Annotated in this window: 12 protein-coding genes; 9 read left to right on the top strand and 3 right to left on the bottom strand. The window is 60.9% G+C overall.

All coding sequences use genetic code 11. The annotated features are described in order from the left end of the window. The first annotated feature begins 587 nt into the window (after window positions 1–587). Window positions 588–1,889, top strand: coding sequence for a tyrosine-type recombinase/integrase (locus ACROSR_RS19110; protein ID WP_432687480.1), 1,302 nt, complete (start codon window positions 588–590; stop codon window positions 1,887–1,889). On the opposite strand, the gene ACROSR_RS19105 is transcribed toward ACROSR_RS19110, so the two are convergent. Both ACROSR_RS19105 and ACROSR_RS19100 read right to left on the bottom strand, forming a co-directional pair. Continuing rightward, the gene (locus ACROSR_RS19105; RefSeq protein ID WP_432687479.1) at window positions 1,870–2,322 is read right to left on the bottom strand and encodes a hypothetical protein; all 453 of its coding nucleotides are present in this window, start codon (window positions 2,320–2,322) and stop codon (window positions 1,870–1,872) included. The genes ACROSR_RS19110 and ACROSR_RS19105 overlap by 20 nt on opposite strands. A 295-nt stretch (window positions 2,323–2,617) precedes the next feature. Next, the gene (locus ACROSR_RS19100) at window positions 2,618–2,875 is read right to left on the bottom strand and encodes a hypothetical protein (RefSeq protein ID WP_432687478.1); all 258 of its coding nucleotides are present in this window, start codon (window positions 2,873–2,875) and stop codon (window positions 2,618–2,620) included. Window positions 2,876–3,700: 825 nt separating this feature from the next. On the opposite strand from ACROSR_RS19100, the gene ACROSR_RS19090 reads away from it, so the two are divergent. The 8 genes from ACROSR_RS19090 to ACROSR_RS19055 all read left to right on the top strand — a co-directional run bounded on the left by ACROSR_RS19090 (window position 3,701) and on the right by ACROSR_RS19055 (window position 12,423). Next, window positions 3,701–4,474 (top strand): enoyl-CoA hydratase/isomerase family protein, encoded by a 774-nt coding sequence (locus ACROSR_RS19090; RefSeq protein ID WP_432687476.1) that lies wholly within the window; start codon window positions 3,701–3,703, stop codon window positions 4,472–4,474. A 2-nt stretch (window positions 4,475–4,476) separates the two neighbouring features. Further along, window positions 4,477–6,117, top strand: coding sequence for an acyl-CoA mutase large subunit family protein (locus ACROSR_RS19085; protein ID WP_372922999.1), 1,641 nt, complete (start codon window positions 4,477–4,479; stop codon window positions 6,115–6,117). A 3-nt stretch (window positions 6,118–6,120) separates the two neighbouring features. Continuing rightward, window positions 6,121–6,516 carry a cobalamin B12-binding domain-containing protein gene (locus tag ACROSR_RS19080; RefSeq protein WP_372922998.1) on the top strand — a complete coding sequence of 132 codons (396 nt, stop codon included), beginning with the start codon at window positions 6,121–6,123 and terminating at the stop codon, window positions 6,514–6,516. Window positions 6,517–6,529: 13 nt separating this feature from the next. Continuing rightward, window positions 6,530–7,657, top strand: coding sequence for a CaiB/BaiF CoA transferase family protein (locus ACROSR_RS19075; RefSeq protein ID WP_432687475.1), 1,128 nt, complete (start codon window positions 6,530–6,532; stop codon window positions 7,655–7,657). Further along, window positions 7,654–8,532 carry an ArgK/MeaB family GTPase gene (locus ACROSR_RS19070; protein ID WP_372921865.1) on the top strand — a complete coding sequence of 293 codons (879 nt, stop codon included), beginning with the start codon at window positions 7,654–7,656 and terminating at the stop codon, window positions 8,530–8,532. The genes ACROSR_RS19075 and ACROSR_RS19070 overlap by 4 nt, the downstream gene beginning before the upstream one ends. Window positions 8,533–8,557: 25 nt before the next feature. Continuing rightward, window positions 8,558–9,532: a TAXI family TRAP transporter solute-binding subunit gene (locus tag ACROSR_RS19065; protein ID WP_372921864.1), complete on the top strand. Its 975-nt coding sequence runs from the start codon at window positions 8,558–8,560 to the stop codon at window positions 9,530–9,532. A gap of 4 nt (window positions 9,533–9,536) precedes the next feature. Continuing rightward, a complete protein-coding gene (locus ACROSR_RS19060; RefSeq protein ID WP_432687474.1) occupies window positions 9,537–11,528 on the top strand; it encodes a TRAP transporter permease in 1,992 nt (663 codons plus the stop codon). Window positions 11,529–11,679: 151 nt separating this feature from the next. Further along, window positions 11,680–12,423, top strand: a complete 744-nt coding sequence (locus ACROSR_RS19055) for an IclR family transcriptional regulator (RefSeq protein WP_432687473.1) — start codon at window positions 11,680–11,682, stop codon at window positions 12,421–12,423. Between the two features lie 733 nt (window positions 12,424–13,156). Here the strand turns inward: ACROSR_RS19055 and ACROSR_RS19050 are convergent. After that, a complete protein-coding gene (locus ACROSR_RS19050; protein ID WP_432687472.1) occupies window positions 13,157–14,059 on the bottom strand; it encodes an EamA family transporter in 903 nt (300 codons plus the stop codon). Window positions 14,060–14,409 lie beyond the last annotated feature (350 nt).

Genomic DNA, 14,409 nt, shown 5'->3' with positions numbered 1-14,409 from the left:
ATTCATCGTTTGCATCAGGCATCTCCCATTGGCGCGCCCGAACACCGGGCGTCGACTGGTGCCAGTGAGACAGATCGCCCGGGGTGGCAGGGAGGCACGGGGTGGCACGCAAAACGCCACCCCCGTGCCACCCCTTGTTTTATTGGCGTTGCGGGAGATTGGCGTCGCAATACCGAGGTCGACGCCGCGATGCAGCAATTTCGGCCTTTCGGCGGTTCACGCGCATTCGGCTGCATTCGCGTTGATTTACAGGGGATTCGCGCGCATTCGTGCTCAAACCGGGGGTGGCACCGCGCACGAATGTGTGCCACCCCCTGATTTCATTGGGAATTTACAAGATTCGGCGGTTTTACACTTGGCTTGGGCACTCTGCAGGTCTGTTTGCCGGTGAGATTCGTGGCCCGGTTTGACAGGCGCGGATTTCTCATTTGTCGCTGGAGCTCCGAAACAGCAGTAAAACAAGGGGTGGCACGCCACCTGTCTCCGGCGTGCCACCCCGTGCCTCCCTGCCACCCCCGGCGCCATGCTCTGCTTGATAGACGCGGCGTTTTACGCGTCATCACACGGGGCAAGAGAGAGGTGTGCAAATGCCGGACAGGCAGAAACTGACCGAGGCGGTCCTGCGCAATGCCGTGCCCGCGGAGGGCCGGGACTACCAGATATTCGACACCGAGCTGCGCGGCTTCGCCGTGTGTATCTATCGCGGCGGGGGCAGGGCCTTCACGCTGGATTACCGCTACGCAGGACGCCAGCGCCGTATGACCTTTGGTCGCTGGCCGGACTGGAGCGTGTCGGCGGCGCGCACCCGCGCCAGGGAGCTGCGCCGGGAGATCGATGCCGGGGGCGATCCACTGGCCAGCCGCGGTGCTGTCCGCGAGGCGCCCCGGGTCGCCGATCTGATCGCGCGCTATGTCGAGGTGCACCTGACGCATCTGGCCGAGCGGAACGCGGCTGATCAGCGGGCAATGATGGAGAAGTTCATTGCGCCCGCGTGGGGCCGAATACTGGTGGCCGAGGTGAGTTCTTATGACGTGGAATTGCTCCTGACCAAGGTCGCGGAGGGACGCGCGCGGCCCGCCAAGGCCAAGCCCAATAATCGCGCGCGCAAGCTGCAGGGCGCCAAGCCGACGCCGGTGCGCGCCAACCGCGTCGGCGAGGTGGTCCGCAAGATGTTCGCCTATGCCGTCAAATGGGGCTGGCGCGAGGACAATCCGGCCATGGGGTTTCGCCGCCGGATGGAGACGCCGCGGGAGCGGTACCTGTCACAGGACGAAATTGCGCGCCTCGCTGCCGCACTTGATGCGGCCGAGGATAAACGCGCGGCGGACATCATCCGGCTGTGCATGCTGACTGGCGCACGCGTGGGGGAGGTGCGGCAGGCCCGCTTCGAGGATTTCAACATCGAGCATCTGAGCTGGACCAAGCCCGCCACCACGACCAAGCAGCGCCGGGTTCACCGGGTCCCGATCTCGGATGAGGCCGCCGCAATAGTACGCCAGCGGCGCCTTGCGGTGGTGTCGGGATCACCCTGGCTGTTCCCCGGCGACACCCCCGGTCAGCCCGTTCAGGAAATCCGCCGGTTCTGGCGGCGCATCCAGAAAGAGGCCGGGATCGAGGATGTCCGGATCCACGACTTGCGCCACACCTTTGCATCGCTGCTGGTGAGCGGCGGGGCCTCGCTCGAGATGATCGGCAAGCTGCTGGGCCACAGCCAGATGCAGACGACCCAGCGCTATGCGCATCTCATGGACTCGCCCTTGCGCGCTGGAGTCGATGCCGTGGCCAGTGCCTTCAGGCCCAGGCCACAGCTGGTTCACAACGCGGACTCGTCCTCCTCGTCGTCGTCGGAGCAAGGAAGATCAGGTCGGGTTACCCCTTCGATCTCCTGAACTTCAGCGCGTCGAGCACCGGTTTCAGGCGCCGTCGGATCGACCGTTCATCGGGGAAGGTGCCATCACGTGAATTGTTCGAGAACCAGTCCTGAAGTTCGCGGATCCATTCCGCCTGCGAGACGGGCAGGCCCTCTTCGAACACGCGACGTGTGATCTCGACATGCATGCCGACCCAGTCGTAGTCACCGTCCTCGCCCAGCCCGGCGCCTTCTGCGATCCGGTCAAACAGGTTATGTGCGTCCTCGAAGCGCTGAACATCGTTGCCCAGAATCATCACATCCCCGATCGAGACGATGACGCCCTCTTCCGGGGCGCTGATGTGCAGCCACTCTTCCTCCTCAAGCGGACGGATGCGCTTGACAGGTGCGGAGTGCGGCCCGGTTCCGCAGCGGCGAAATATCGGCAGGATATCCGTTGGCTGGATCTGCACCAGCCCGCTGGCAGATCTTTCTCCGCATTCGACGGAGGGAATGCCGGTAACGACTCTCAGGGACCCCGTACCGGACCACCCGGCGATGTCGGATATCGTGCAACCCCAGCGCGCAGCGGCTTCGTGAACAGTATAGAAGACACGTTGTGGCAATCCCATTGGTAGATTCCTCTCGTTTGCGCGCCGCTGGCCGGATCAGACAGGCCCGGTCAGCGGCAATTTCACACTCTGGTCAGAGGCTTGGATGTTTGAGAGCGCGTGCTCCGTGAGCAAAAATCCCGCCTCGAGAGCCGACCTAGAGCGCCTGTGAGATCAAAGCCTTTCCCGGCTTTTCAGCTGCCGATTGAAGATCACTGGACATGTCCTCTACGATGTTTCGCAACTTTACCGGGTGGCTGAAATTGCCGCGTCGCGCCATCGGGATACCTCTTTGCATCACGTCATGGGCGAGTTCGCGGTCGCGGAGCGCATGGCGCGGCGCATAGTCAGCTAGTTTGAAGATCTTTTCTCGGCTGTGGAAAAAACGATGCTGATCGCCTGCGTCGGTGGTCACTGACGGATGTCTCCTACATCAATCACCGCGTTTTCACGGAGAACGAACTAGCGGCCATTGATCTGACAATCCGGCGCGCGGCGCGAGATGGTGCCGAAAGCGAGGCGATGGCGAAGGAAAATGTAAGAGATCGTCCTGTCGCGTCTTATTCGCGCCCCATGGCAAACGGGGCAAAAGGGCTATTCGCAAATCCTCCTTCTGGTGAACGGCTTTGCCCCTGTCGGTCGGACCCAACGCAGGTGGTCTCGGCGGATTATCTCAATTTGCTGTTCACATCATTCTGCAGGCCAACGATGGTCGAGATCGCCTACAAGCGCGGGCGATGCAGAGCCGCGCAAGTGCACGGTCAGGCCCCACGCCGTAATTGTCGGCACCCGTTATTACCTGATTCCCCGCGACGTCAACGCCGACCGCCAATGCCGGCAGTTTCGATTTGACCGCATCGTCGAAGTGTATGCCACCATACAGGTCTTCGAGTGCGACCTAGATTTCGACGTCAAGGGTTACAGCGCCCAAGCATTTGGCTCGTTCTCATCCGAGGTCGAACAATGCCCTGTCCCATGGCGCTTTGCACCCTGCGCAGCATCCGCTGCCCGTGAATACGTGTTCCATCCCACACTCCAGTGGAGCAATCCGACCGCACGGAAATATTTGACTCGATGTCGCACCTCGCGTAGATTCCATATATGAAAGTAAAGTTCGATAAATGGAAATTTAACTGTGGATTTTAGAGAAGGTCGACAGATCTGGATCTAAAGCGGCGCGGGAGGAGGATGCGATGATGATGTTGAATCGATGGGCAGGATTGCGCCGGGCGGGCACTTCATGACGGAGCAAGTCGTCACAAGTAAGGTCGCGGACGGTATGCTAAGCGTCACCATAAACCGCGCCGAGAAGCGCAACCCGTTGAGTCGCGCGGTTCTGGATGAACTCCGGCGCCTCTTCGAAGCGGCAGCGGCGGATGAGAGCCTGTCATGCGCGATTCTCCGGGGCGCGGGCGAAAAAACTTTTGCGTCCGGCGGCGACCTCAAGGAACTGGCCGACGTGAAAGGCATAATCGCCGCACGCGACATGGCCGAGAACGCTAAGCTTGCACTTGCGGCCGTCCGGGCCTTCCCGGTGCCTGTGGTTGCCGCGCTCAATGGCGACGCCTTGGGGGGCGGGGCAGAATTGGCGATGGCCTGTGACATGCGGGTAGCGGCGCGGCATGCGCGGATCGGGTTCATCCAGGGCCGGCTGGCCATTTCTTCCGCTTGGGGCGGTGGCGTCGATCTGATGCGGCTTGTCGGCCCGTCGTTGGCGCTGCAACTACTTGCACGGTCCGAGGTGCTGGACGCGCCCGCGGCGAGGCAAATAGGTCTGGTTAATGCTGTCGGCGATGCCGAGACGTCGTTCGAGGCGACGGTCGCGGACTTCGTCGGCCCTATGCAAAGGCAATCGCCGCACGTCATGCGCGCTTTCAAAGCTCTAGCGATGCCGTTGCGCATCGAAGGTCGTGTCGCCCTCGACCATATCGAAACCGAGCATTTTGGCATGACTTGGGCGCATCCCGATCACGACGCAGCGGTAGAACAACTTCTTGACAGGAAAGTGGGGTAGCCATGAACGACGTTGACTATCGCTTGGGTGGCAAGGGCGCCGTGCACGACCCCGCTACTGACGATCCGCTGGCGCGTACGCCCAGCGGGATCAATGTGCCTGTCATGATCTCACCGGACATGGCCGGCTCCATTGCGATCGGGACGCCCGGGCAGTTCCCGTTTACACGGGGCATTTTTGAGAATGGCTATCGCGGTCGCCTGTGGACAATCCGGCAATACTCTGGCTTCGGCACGGCCGAGAGCACCAACGAACGTTACCGGTTTCTGCTCGATCGCGGACAGACGGGCCTTTCGGTCGCTCTGGACCTGCCCACGCAGTGCGGCTACGACCCGAATGATCCCATGGCCCGCTCTGAGGTCGGCAAGGTCGGAGTCTCGCTGTCGAACCTCGCCGAGGCCGAGATCCTTTTCGACGGCATCGACCTGTCGGGTATCTCTACATCTTTCACAATCAACGGCACCGCAGCAATAATTTATGCGATGTATCTGGCGGTGGCTGACAAGCAAGGCGTGCCGCGAGAAAAGCTGACCGGCACGATCCAAAATGATATTCTTAAGGAATACGTAGCCCGGGGTACATGGATATTCCCGGTGCGCCAGTCAATGCGTCTGATCGCTGACAGCGTGCTTTACGCGAACTCGGAAACGCCGCGCTTCAACCCGATCTCGATCGCCGGTGCGCATGTACGCGACGCGGGCGCCAACGCAGCCGAGGAGATGGGATACACACTCGCCAACGGCCTAGCCTATGTCGACGAGTTCAAGGCTCGCGGCGGTGACGTCAACGCTTTCGCCAAGCGACTGAGCTTCTTTTTCTATGTTCACATGGATCTTTTCGAGGAGGTGGCCAAGTTCCGGGCCGGGCGCAAGCTCTGGGCGAAGCTGCTGCGGGAGCGTTACGGCGTGACTGACGAGAAGGCTCTGCGCTTCCGTTTCGGCGTGGTATGCGGCGGCTCTTCTCTTACGGCTGCCCAGCCGCAGAACAACATCGTGCGCGTGGGAATCGAAACGCTGGCCGCTGTGATGGGTGGCGCGCAATCGGTCTTCACCTGCGCCTTTGACGAGGCCTACCAGATCCCCACTGAGACTAGCGCGGAAATCGCGCTTCGGACCCAGCAGATCGTCGCCTATGAAAGTGGCGTTGCGCGAACTGTCGATCCACTCGGAGGCAGCTACTACACCGAGTGGCTGACCGACCGCATGGAGGAGGAGATTGTGCGCATCATGACCGAGATCGACGACTACGGAGGTGTCGTGAAGGCGATCGAGGATGGCTACCTGCAAAGCCAGATCGCCGAACGGGCGAGAGAGCGCAAGCTGGCCACGGACTCCGGAGCCCGCCCGGTCGTAGGTGTTAACGTCGGAACACGTGAAAAGACTGAGACCGACGCCGGAGAGATGTTCCACCAAGATCCTGAAACCGTGCGGCACGTCACCGACAAATTCGAACATGTCGTGGCTAACCGCGACAATGGTGCCGTCGAAGAGACGATTTCCCGCCTTCGGGACGCGGCCCGGACCGACGACGAGAACGTCATGCCCTATCTCGTAGAATGTTGCCACGCTTACGCAACCGTGGGCGAGATGATCACCGCGCTCAAGGCGGAGTGGGGTGAATTCCAAGAACCCATAAGGTTTTGAGCCATGCCACTCGATAACAAACGAATCCTCATCGCGAAACCAGGATTGGACGGGCACGACGTCGGCGCCAAGGTCATCGCGCTAGCCTTGCGCGACGCCGGGGCCGAGGTGATCTACACTGGTCTGCGCCGTAGCCCCGAACACATAGTTAGGATCGCCGTGGACGAGGATGTCGATATGGTCGGCTTGTCTATATTATCCGGTAGCCACAAGGAACTGGTAGCCGATGTGGTGTCGCTGCTGAAAGAAGAGGCTGCAGCGGACATCAAGCTTTTTGTTGGCGGCACTATACCCGACGAGGACCACGCCGGGCTGCGCGCGGCCGGCGTGGCCGGCATTTTCACAAGTGAAATGAAGCTCGAGGCAGTCCTCGCCGAGATCGAAAAGCAGTTGTCCTGAAATGGCTGGCCCCTTGAGCGGAAAGACAATTCTGGAGATCGGTCACATGCTTGCGGGGCCTTATTGCGGCATGCTGCTGGCGGACTTGGGGGCACGGGTCATCAAGATCGAAGGGCCAGACGGTGATATTGGCCGCACGATCAGTCCGCACACGATTGGGGCGCACAATGCCTATTTCGCGTCGCTTAACCGGGGCAAGGAAAGCGTCGTGCTCGACCTCACTTCTGACGCCGGCCAAGCGGATCTGCGACGCTTGGCCAGTGGAGCGGATGCCCTTCTGACCAACCTGCGTCCCTCCGCCATAAAGAAACTGGGACTGACCTATGACGTCCTCCGGCACGTGAACAAGCGCCTCGTCTGCGTGGCGCTGACAGGTTACGGTCTAGAAGGTCCGTTCTCAGAGTCACCGGCGTATGATTACGTCATCCAGGCGATGACAGGGGTTATGATGATGACCGGTGATCCCAACGGCCCGCCTGTGAAACCGGGCTACTCGGCCGTCGACAACTCCGCCGGTATCATGGGCGCCTTGGCGCTCGTGGCCAAGATCGTTGAAGGCCGCGGCGGGCAAATGGACGTTTCAATGTATGATACGCTGCTGTCGCAACTCAATTATGTTGCCAGCGCCTACCTCAATGCCGGGGTCAGGGCAGAGCGACTCAAGGACGGCGCGCACCCTTACATCGTGCCCGCGCAGCTTTTCGCCGCGCGCGAGGGCTACCTCGTGCTTTTCATCACGCATGACAAATTCTGGCGCCTCTTCGCGGAGGCGTTATCGCGCCCGGACTGGCTTGACGATCCGCGCTTCGCCACGATGAAGGGAAGGCAGGAAAACCGCGACTTAGTGGTCGCGGCAATCGCGGAGGAACTGCAGAGTGAGACTGCAGTGGTTTGGGCGGAGCGCCTTGCGCCGCTGGGAGTGGTGGCGGCGGCCGTGCAGACGCTGCCCGACGCGTTGGACGGGCAACTCACGGCCTCACGCGACATGGTGGTGGAGGTACCGGTCGGGACTGATACGCTCCGCATGATCGGCAACCCGATCAAGGATGAAGACCACCGATGCGAGGTCCGCCCGCCGCCAGCCCTGGGAGAACACGACTCCATCCTCCGTACCCTTCCTGGCCAAGAGACAGGCACATGACCCCGCTGCTACCACGCCGGCGCATCTCGCAGGAGTTGACCCGGATCGCCAATGCACCCGTCGAGAGGGTGCTGGCAGAGATCGGCGACGCTTCGCCTGCCGTTCGCCCGCGGGTTGGCGTGACCGGCCCGCCGGGCGCGGGCAAGTCTACGCTCATCAATAATATTGCCGCCCATCGTATAAGCGCGGGTCTGTCCGACACAATGGCGATACTCGCGATCGACCCGTCGAGTCCTATAAGCGGAGGCGCGATTCTCGGCGACCGTATCCGCATGGATCGAATCGCGGACCTGCCCGGCCTTTTCATTCGCTCTCTGTCCAGCCGTGGCGCGCGCAACGGATTGTGCGATAACATCGTCGACCTGCTGGTGGCGTTGGAACGCTACTCCTTTGACGAGATATTCTTGGAGACCGTGGGCACCGGTCAGTCCGAGGTGGAGGTCGCGGAGTTGGTCGACACCACCGTGCTGATCGTGCCGCCTGACGCCGGAGACAGCGTGCAGGCGATGAAATCCGGGATACTAGAGGTCGCGGACATAATTGCAGTCACCAAGGCTGACACTCCAGGTGCCGCACGCATGGCTGCCGATATTGCCGCCATTCTGCGGGCGCGTGGCGACTGGACACCGCCGGTTGTCGCAACGCAAGGCGACGGCGCGGGCGTCAACCGGCTTAGCCACGAGATAGACCGGCACCGCGCGTGGCTGGCTGACGCGCGGCCAAAAGCATTCTCGAACGAGCGACGCAGGCGATACCACCTGCGCGCCCTGATCGCCCGGCAGGCCGAGGAGGCCCTGTCCGGCGACCGCCAACTTGCCGAAGGCACGCTGGCGGACGCCTACGAAAAGCTGACGCGGGAACTCGGCGTCGGCTGAATTCACCAAAAGGGAGGAGACAACCATGAAAATCATCAAGATGACGGGCCTGGGGGCCGCTATCGCGGCCACCATGGCCTTCACCGGCGCGCATGCCCAGGAACGCCTGACCATGGGTGCGACGCACAGTGCGTCGTCCTTCTATGCTTACCAGGTCGGCATCGCCAACTTCCTCAACAACTCGGTGGACGGCATCGACGTGAACGTGCGTGAGCTCGGCGGCGCCGAGGTTTCGACTGAGGCACTTCTGCGCAACGAGGTCGACATGGGCATTTCGGTAACGTCCTCCGATTACGCAGCAGTTCAGGGCGAGGCACCATTCCGCGAGCCGGCGGATAACCTGCGGACACTCTATTTCTTCGCACCGCTGCCGCTAAACTTCGTAGTTGCATCAGGCAGCGGAATCGAGACCGTCGCTGATCTAGCGGGGGAGCGGTTCAATCCCGGCGGCCGCGGCACTTCGACTGAGGGACAGGTCGACAAGGTGTTCGAAATTATAGGCGTAAGTCCCGATCTTGTGCGCGCCGAAGGTAGCGACGCGCTCGACGCATTCCAGAACAGGCAGCTCGTCGGGTTCGTTAAGGGCGGAATCAATCCGGACGGATACATCGAACAGGCGGCATCCTCGCGTGATATCCGCATGCTGTCCCTGACCGATGACCAGCGCAACGCAGTGACCGAGGCCTACCCGTTCTTCAGCAGCGCTCAAACGACCCCCGACAAATTCTACGGCGACAGCGGCGGATCGGTTCACACGGTTCAGACCGCCATCGGTATCAATACGACTGCGGCCCTGCCTGAACAGACCGCCTACAATATCGCCAAGGCGATCTTTTCCGACGAGGGCAAGACAGCGGCATCCGAGGTCTACAGACCCGCGGCCGGGATCGACGCGGCGCAGCTGACCATTGATGCCGCGGTCGCGCCGCTGCATGTCGGTGTGGTGCGTTACCTCGAGGAAGAGGGTTACACCGTTCCCGACGCAATAACCGCCGAGTAACCCCATGACCGAGACGACCCGGGCCGAAAACGCTTCGTCCGAAGAGCCCCATGCGCCGATGCCACGGGCCCACATGACGCCGCGCTACCTCTTGCTGATCGCTGTGGCCTGGGTCGTCTTTCACCTTATCGCTGCAGGATCTGGGATGATCGGTAGCCATGTGCTGCGCAGCGTACATCTGTGCGGGGCAATCGTACTAACGGTGCTGTTCCAGCCCCTGCGGCCCGCCCTGAGGGCGGCGGACTGGGCTGTCATCGCTACGGCAGTCTCGGCGGGCTCCTATCTCGTTGTGCACAGTGACGCCATCCTAATGTCCAACTGGTTCCTTAATCCCTCCGTCGAACGGGCGCTAAGCGGCGCGCTTTTCCTAGCGCTGATGGAATGCATCCGCCGAGCGCTCGGGTGGGTCTTCGTGGGGCTGGTTCTGGCGTTCCTGGCCTATGCGATTTTCGGTCCCTACATTCCTGGCGTACTGGGACACCGCGGGTTGACGGCGGACCGGCTGCTATTCAGCTTCTTCCTTGGGGCACAGGGCGTGACAGGCATGCTTGTGGGCATCTCCGCGAGCGTGGTCGCGCTATTCCTGATCTTCGGCGAATTGCTGAACACGAGCGGGGCGGGACAGACCTTTCTGAATATAGCCCTGCGAATCGGCGGCCGGCTGCGCGGGGGTGCCGGCATGGTCGCGGTGATCGGCAGTGCGTTTATGGGCATGATCAACGGTTCGGCAGTTGCGAACGTCGCCAGCACAGGAGTGCTGACCATTCCACTGATGCGCCGCCTGGGATTCTCGCGAAATCTGTCTGGCGCGATCGAGTCAGTGGCCTCCACGGGTGGGCAGTTCATGCCGCCGATCATGGGTCCTGGTGCCTTTCTAATGGCGGAGCTTCTGGGCATATCGTATCTTGACGTTGCGGCCGCGGCGCTCATTCCGTCCACACTTTTTTATATCGGGCTGCTTTTTGCTGTCTGGTTATTCGCGGGCAAGAAAGGTCTGCAACCCATTCCTGTCGAGATGATCCCTTCGCGGCGGATCGCCTATGCGCCGAAGGCAGTGCTGGTGCTAATTGTGCCGATCGGCGTACTCGTCGGGCTGGTCATCGCCCGGTTCACAGTCCAGTACGCCGTGCTTTGGGCGATCGTTATCGCGCTACTGCTATTCGTTGCCGCCCAGCTTTCTACGGTTCATGAAAAGGGCGGGGGACGCCTCGTGGTCGCGACAATCGGGCGCGGGATCGGTAAGATGTCGGACCAGGCGGCGCGGAACGTGGCCTATGTCGGTATGATCATCGCGGCAGCGCAACTCATCGTAGCGATCATCAACCTCACTGGCCTTGGTGTGACCTTGTCGCAGATCATCGTAACACTCGGCCAGGACATGCTGGTGCTGTCGCTTGTCCTTACGATGATGGTCGCAATCCTGCTGGGCATGGGCATGCCCACGCCGGCGGCCTACGCGGTCGCCGCGGCCGTGCTCGGACCGCCCTTGGGGCGTCTCGGGCTAGAGCTGCTTGAGGCGCATTTGTTCATCTATTACTTTGCCTGCCTTGCGGCGATCACGCCACCCGTCGCCGCCGCAGTCTTCGCTGCCACCGCCATCAGCCGCGGGCAAGTGTTGCCGACGGCCGGTTTCGCCATCCTGCTGTCGCTTAGCCTCTATCTCGTGCCTTATCTTTTCGTGCAAAATCCCGTCCTGCTGATGCAGGGAGCCGCGGCCAACACCGTGGTGGCCTTCGTGACCGGCGCCATTGGGGTGGGGCTGCTAACCGTCTCCACTGTAGGGTACTTCGAAACACCTATCTCGCTGGCCGTACGTGGGGTCTGCTTCGTCGCGGCGATGGCGCTTCTCATCCCGGGTGCGCTCACAGATCTTGCTGGTTTCGTTATCTTTGCTGCCTTGTTGATCCTGCATGTGAGGTCGCGTCAATCAGCGACCTCCGATGCGCCGGTGACCAAAATTGCCGAACGCTCTTCCGGCAGTGTCCGGCGAGACTAAAAGCCGTGGCTGCATGCGAGCTGGGTAACACTTTGCCAAGACACTGGTGACAAAGACCTTTATTGTGGGATATATACCCTTTTGGATCCACCTAAAGGGTGCCAAACTGACGCTCCTCGGGCTCTCGCGAAAAGGAAAGTGGCTTCGTTTAATGAAATTCTCAGACGCTTCTTCAACAAGGGCGCTACGGATGTTCGAGTGTTTTGCGAACGAGGGCAAGCCTCTCTCACTCAGCGAAATCTCCGAATTCATGAATACGCCAATCAGCACTTGCCATGCACTCGTCGCAGTCCTGCGAGAGGGCGGATATCTCTATACTAACCGTAAGTCGAAGCGGTTCTATCCCACCAAGAGATTGCTGCGCGTGGCAGAAAGCATTGCCGTGAATGATCCGATTGTGTCCTACTTCGAACCGTACCTACGGCAGCTTAGCAAGGCGACGCAGGAAACCGTGATTCTAGGCACCCGGCAGGATGACAGCGTCGTTTACCTCGAGGTCGTAGAGGGCCCGCAGGTGATCCGGTACAGCGCTGAGCCGGGCGACATCAAGCCTCTGCACTCCAGCGCGATCGGCAAGCTTGTGCTTGGCGAGATGCCGAACGAGGAAAGGGCCCGGATTCTGGCACAGCTATCGCTCGACAAGGTGACTGACAGCACTGTCGTCGAGAGGACCGCGCTGGACGAGCAAGTGCGCGACGCGCACGCGGCGGGCGTATATCAGACCTGCGGCGAAAACGTTTCGGACGTTATGGCGATCGCCATTCCGGTGATAGTGTACGATGACCTCTTCGGCGTCGCGGTAGCGGGGCCGCGCGAGCGCATGAAAGCGGAATACGAGGCTATTCAAGGCGCGCTGATGCAGGTCAGGCTGGCCTTGAAAATGGATTTTGATTAACGCGCTTGACACAAGGAAAGCCCCCGCCGACGTGCGGGTCACCACATTCTCGCCAATTGGATGGCAGACTGTCAACAAGACGAAACGCTGCGACAGACCGGATCGCTTCCGTTTGGTTTGCAACTTGCGCTATCCGCGGACCGTCGCGGCAGATGCAAATAGTGTTCCACACCCGACGTTTGATTTCTCGCCGTGAGGCTGTTTGTTAATTTCGAAATACTTGAATGGCCGACATCGACGCATCTACCATGATGACGGAACGTTAGGTATGGCACTACCGCTTCTCGCCCTTGGTGCCAGATGCTGCGCCCGAACATCCATGTCATGGGAAAAGGATGCTTTGCGATGCAGATCCTGCGGAACTAAGAAATTAGCTACATCAACGCCACATCAACGCGCGAACGCGCATTTGCGCGCGGTTCTGCCTGTGAATGCGTGCGGGTGTCGGTGAATGAGCAGTTGGAAAGTTGGCGAAATCACAGGCTTACCATTTAAATCTTTGATTTAAATACATTATCGGATTCGCTGCGGGATAGGCTCATAACCTGAAGGTCGTTGGTTCAAATCCAACTCCCGCAACCAAATTTCCAAGATATATCAGAGACTTAAAACCCGAGTGTTTCACTTGTGTTAGAGCGTGCGCGTTTCACCTCAACGTCACCTCAACGTTTTGCGAGTCCCCCTGAAAAGCGAGGGATTCCGTGTGTGTAGCCTCAACGAAATCCCTCTGGCGTCAGCGGACGGCCATGACACCCGTCACGGACACTGTGATCAGCGCGATGCCCCAGCCTTCCCGCACGCTGATCCGCTCGCCGAAAAACAACACCGAGGCGAAGAGCGAGAAGATCACCTCCACCTGACCGACAGCAAAGACCATCGCCGCATTCTCCAGCGTGGAGGCGGTGAACCAGCAAAGGCTTCCGGCCATGCCGGTCAGACCGATCCAGACGGCGGTACGCCGCGCCGCGATCACCCGTCCAACCTGCCCCGGTTCGTGCCACATTAGCCACAGCGACAGCGCGAGGGTCTGCATCACGGTCACGATCGACAGGGACAGGCCTGCGCGCAACAGCGGGTCGGCGCTCTCGATCGCGAGGGTTGCACCGCGATAGCCGACTGCCGAGAGCGCGAAGAATGCCCCCGAGCCCAACCCCAGCCGCACGGCACGGCCACGCAGATGCCGCCATCCCCGCCCCTCCAAGCCGGGCGTCTCGGACAGGACGAGCACGCCAAGGAATCCTAGCAGGATCGCGCCCATCCCGACCGCCGAAATCCGGTCGCCGAGGATCAACAGCCCCACGAGCGCAGTCTGGACGACCTCGGTTTTTTTCAGGGTTATTCCGACAGCAAAATTGCGCTCTGCGAACAGCGCCACGACGCACCATGTTGCCGTGATCTGCGATAGCCCGCCGATCACGGCATAGACCCAGAAGATCGGGGCATGACCCGGCACTGCCACACCTTTCACGGCCAGATAGACAAGCGTGAGCACCATGATGAAGGGCATTGAGTAGACAAACCGCGCGAGCGTCGCGCCGCCCGCACTGAGCGCGCCCATGCTGAGATGCTTTTGCAGCATGAACCGCAAGGTCTGAAACGCCGCCGCAGCGATCGACAGGGTGATCCATGGCTCCATGCTCTCTCATGCCGCGGAATGAACGGCTTGGCCAGCGAGACCGTTGCTCGCAGGGCCCAAGGGCACCGAAGACCACAAACACGGGTCCTGTACAGCCGACTGCAGTTCTGTCCGGCACTTCCACCAGCGGGCAGGACGGCGGCGAACTTCTGCACCACAGCATGATATTATCGGCCCCAAACCGCCTTTGGGATCACTGCAACCGGCGGCAGTCAGCCCGAAACGGCCATGAAGCGATCCGGCGGGACTGGTCAGAGCGGACCTTCGCGCTGGCTCAGTCGAGGGGTCAAGATGCGGGACCTTCCTGCCGTGCGCCGTCCGTGCACAAATCCCAGTGACAATAAAAGGTC

The sequence above is a fragment of the Roseovarius tibetensis genome, assembly GCF_050896375.1.
Lineage (GTDB): Bacteria > Pseudomonadota > Alphaproteobacteria > Rhodobacterales > Rhodobacteraceae > Roseovarius > Roseovarius tibetensis.
The sequence above is the reverse complement of the archived record's forward strand: the minus strand, read 5'-3'. Positions and strand labels throughout refer to the sequence as shown.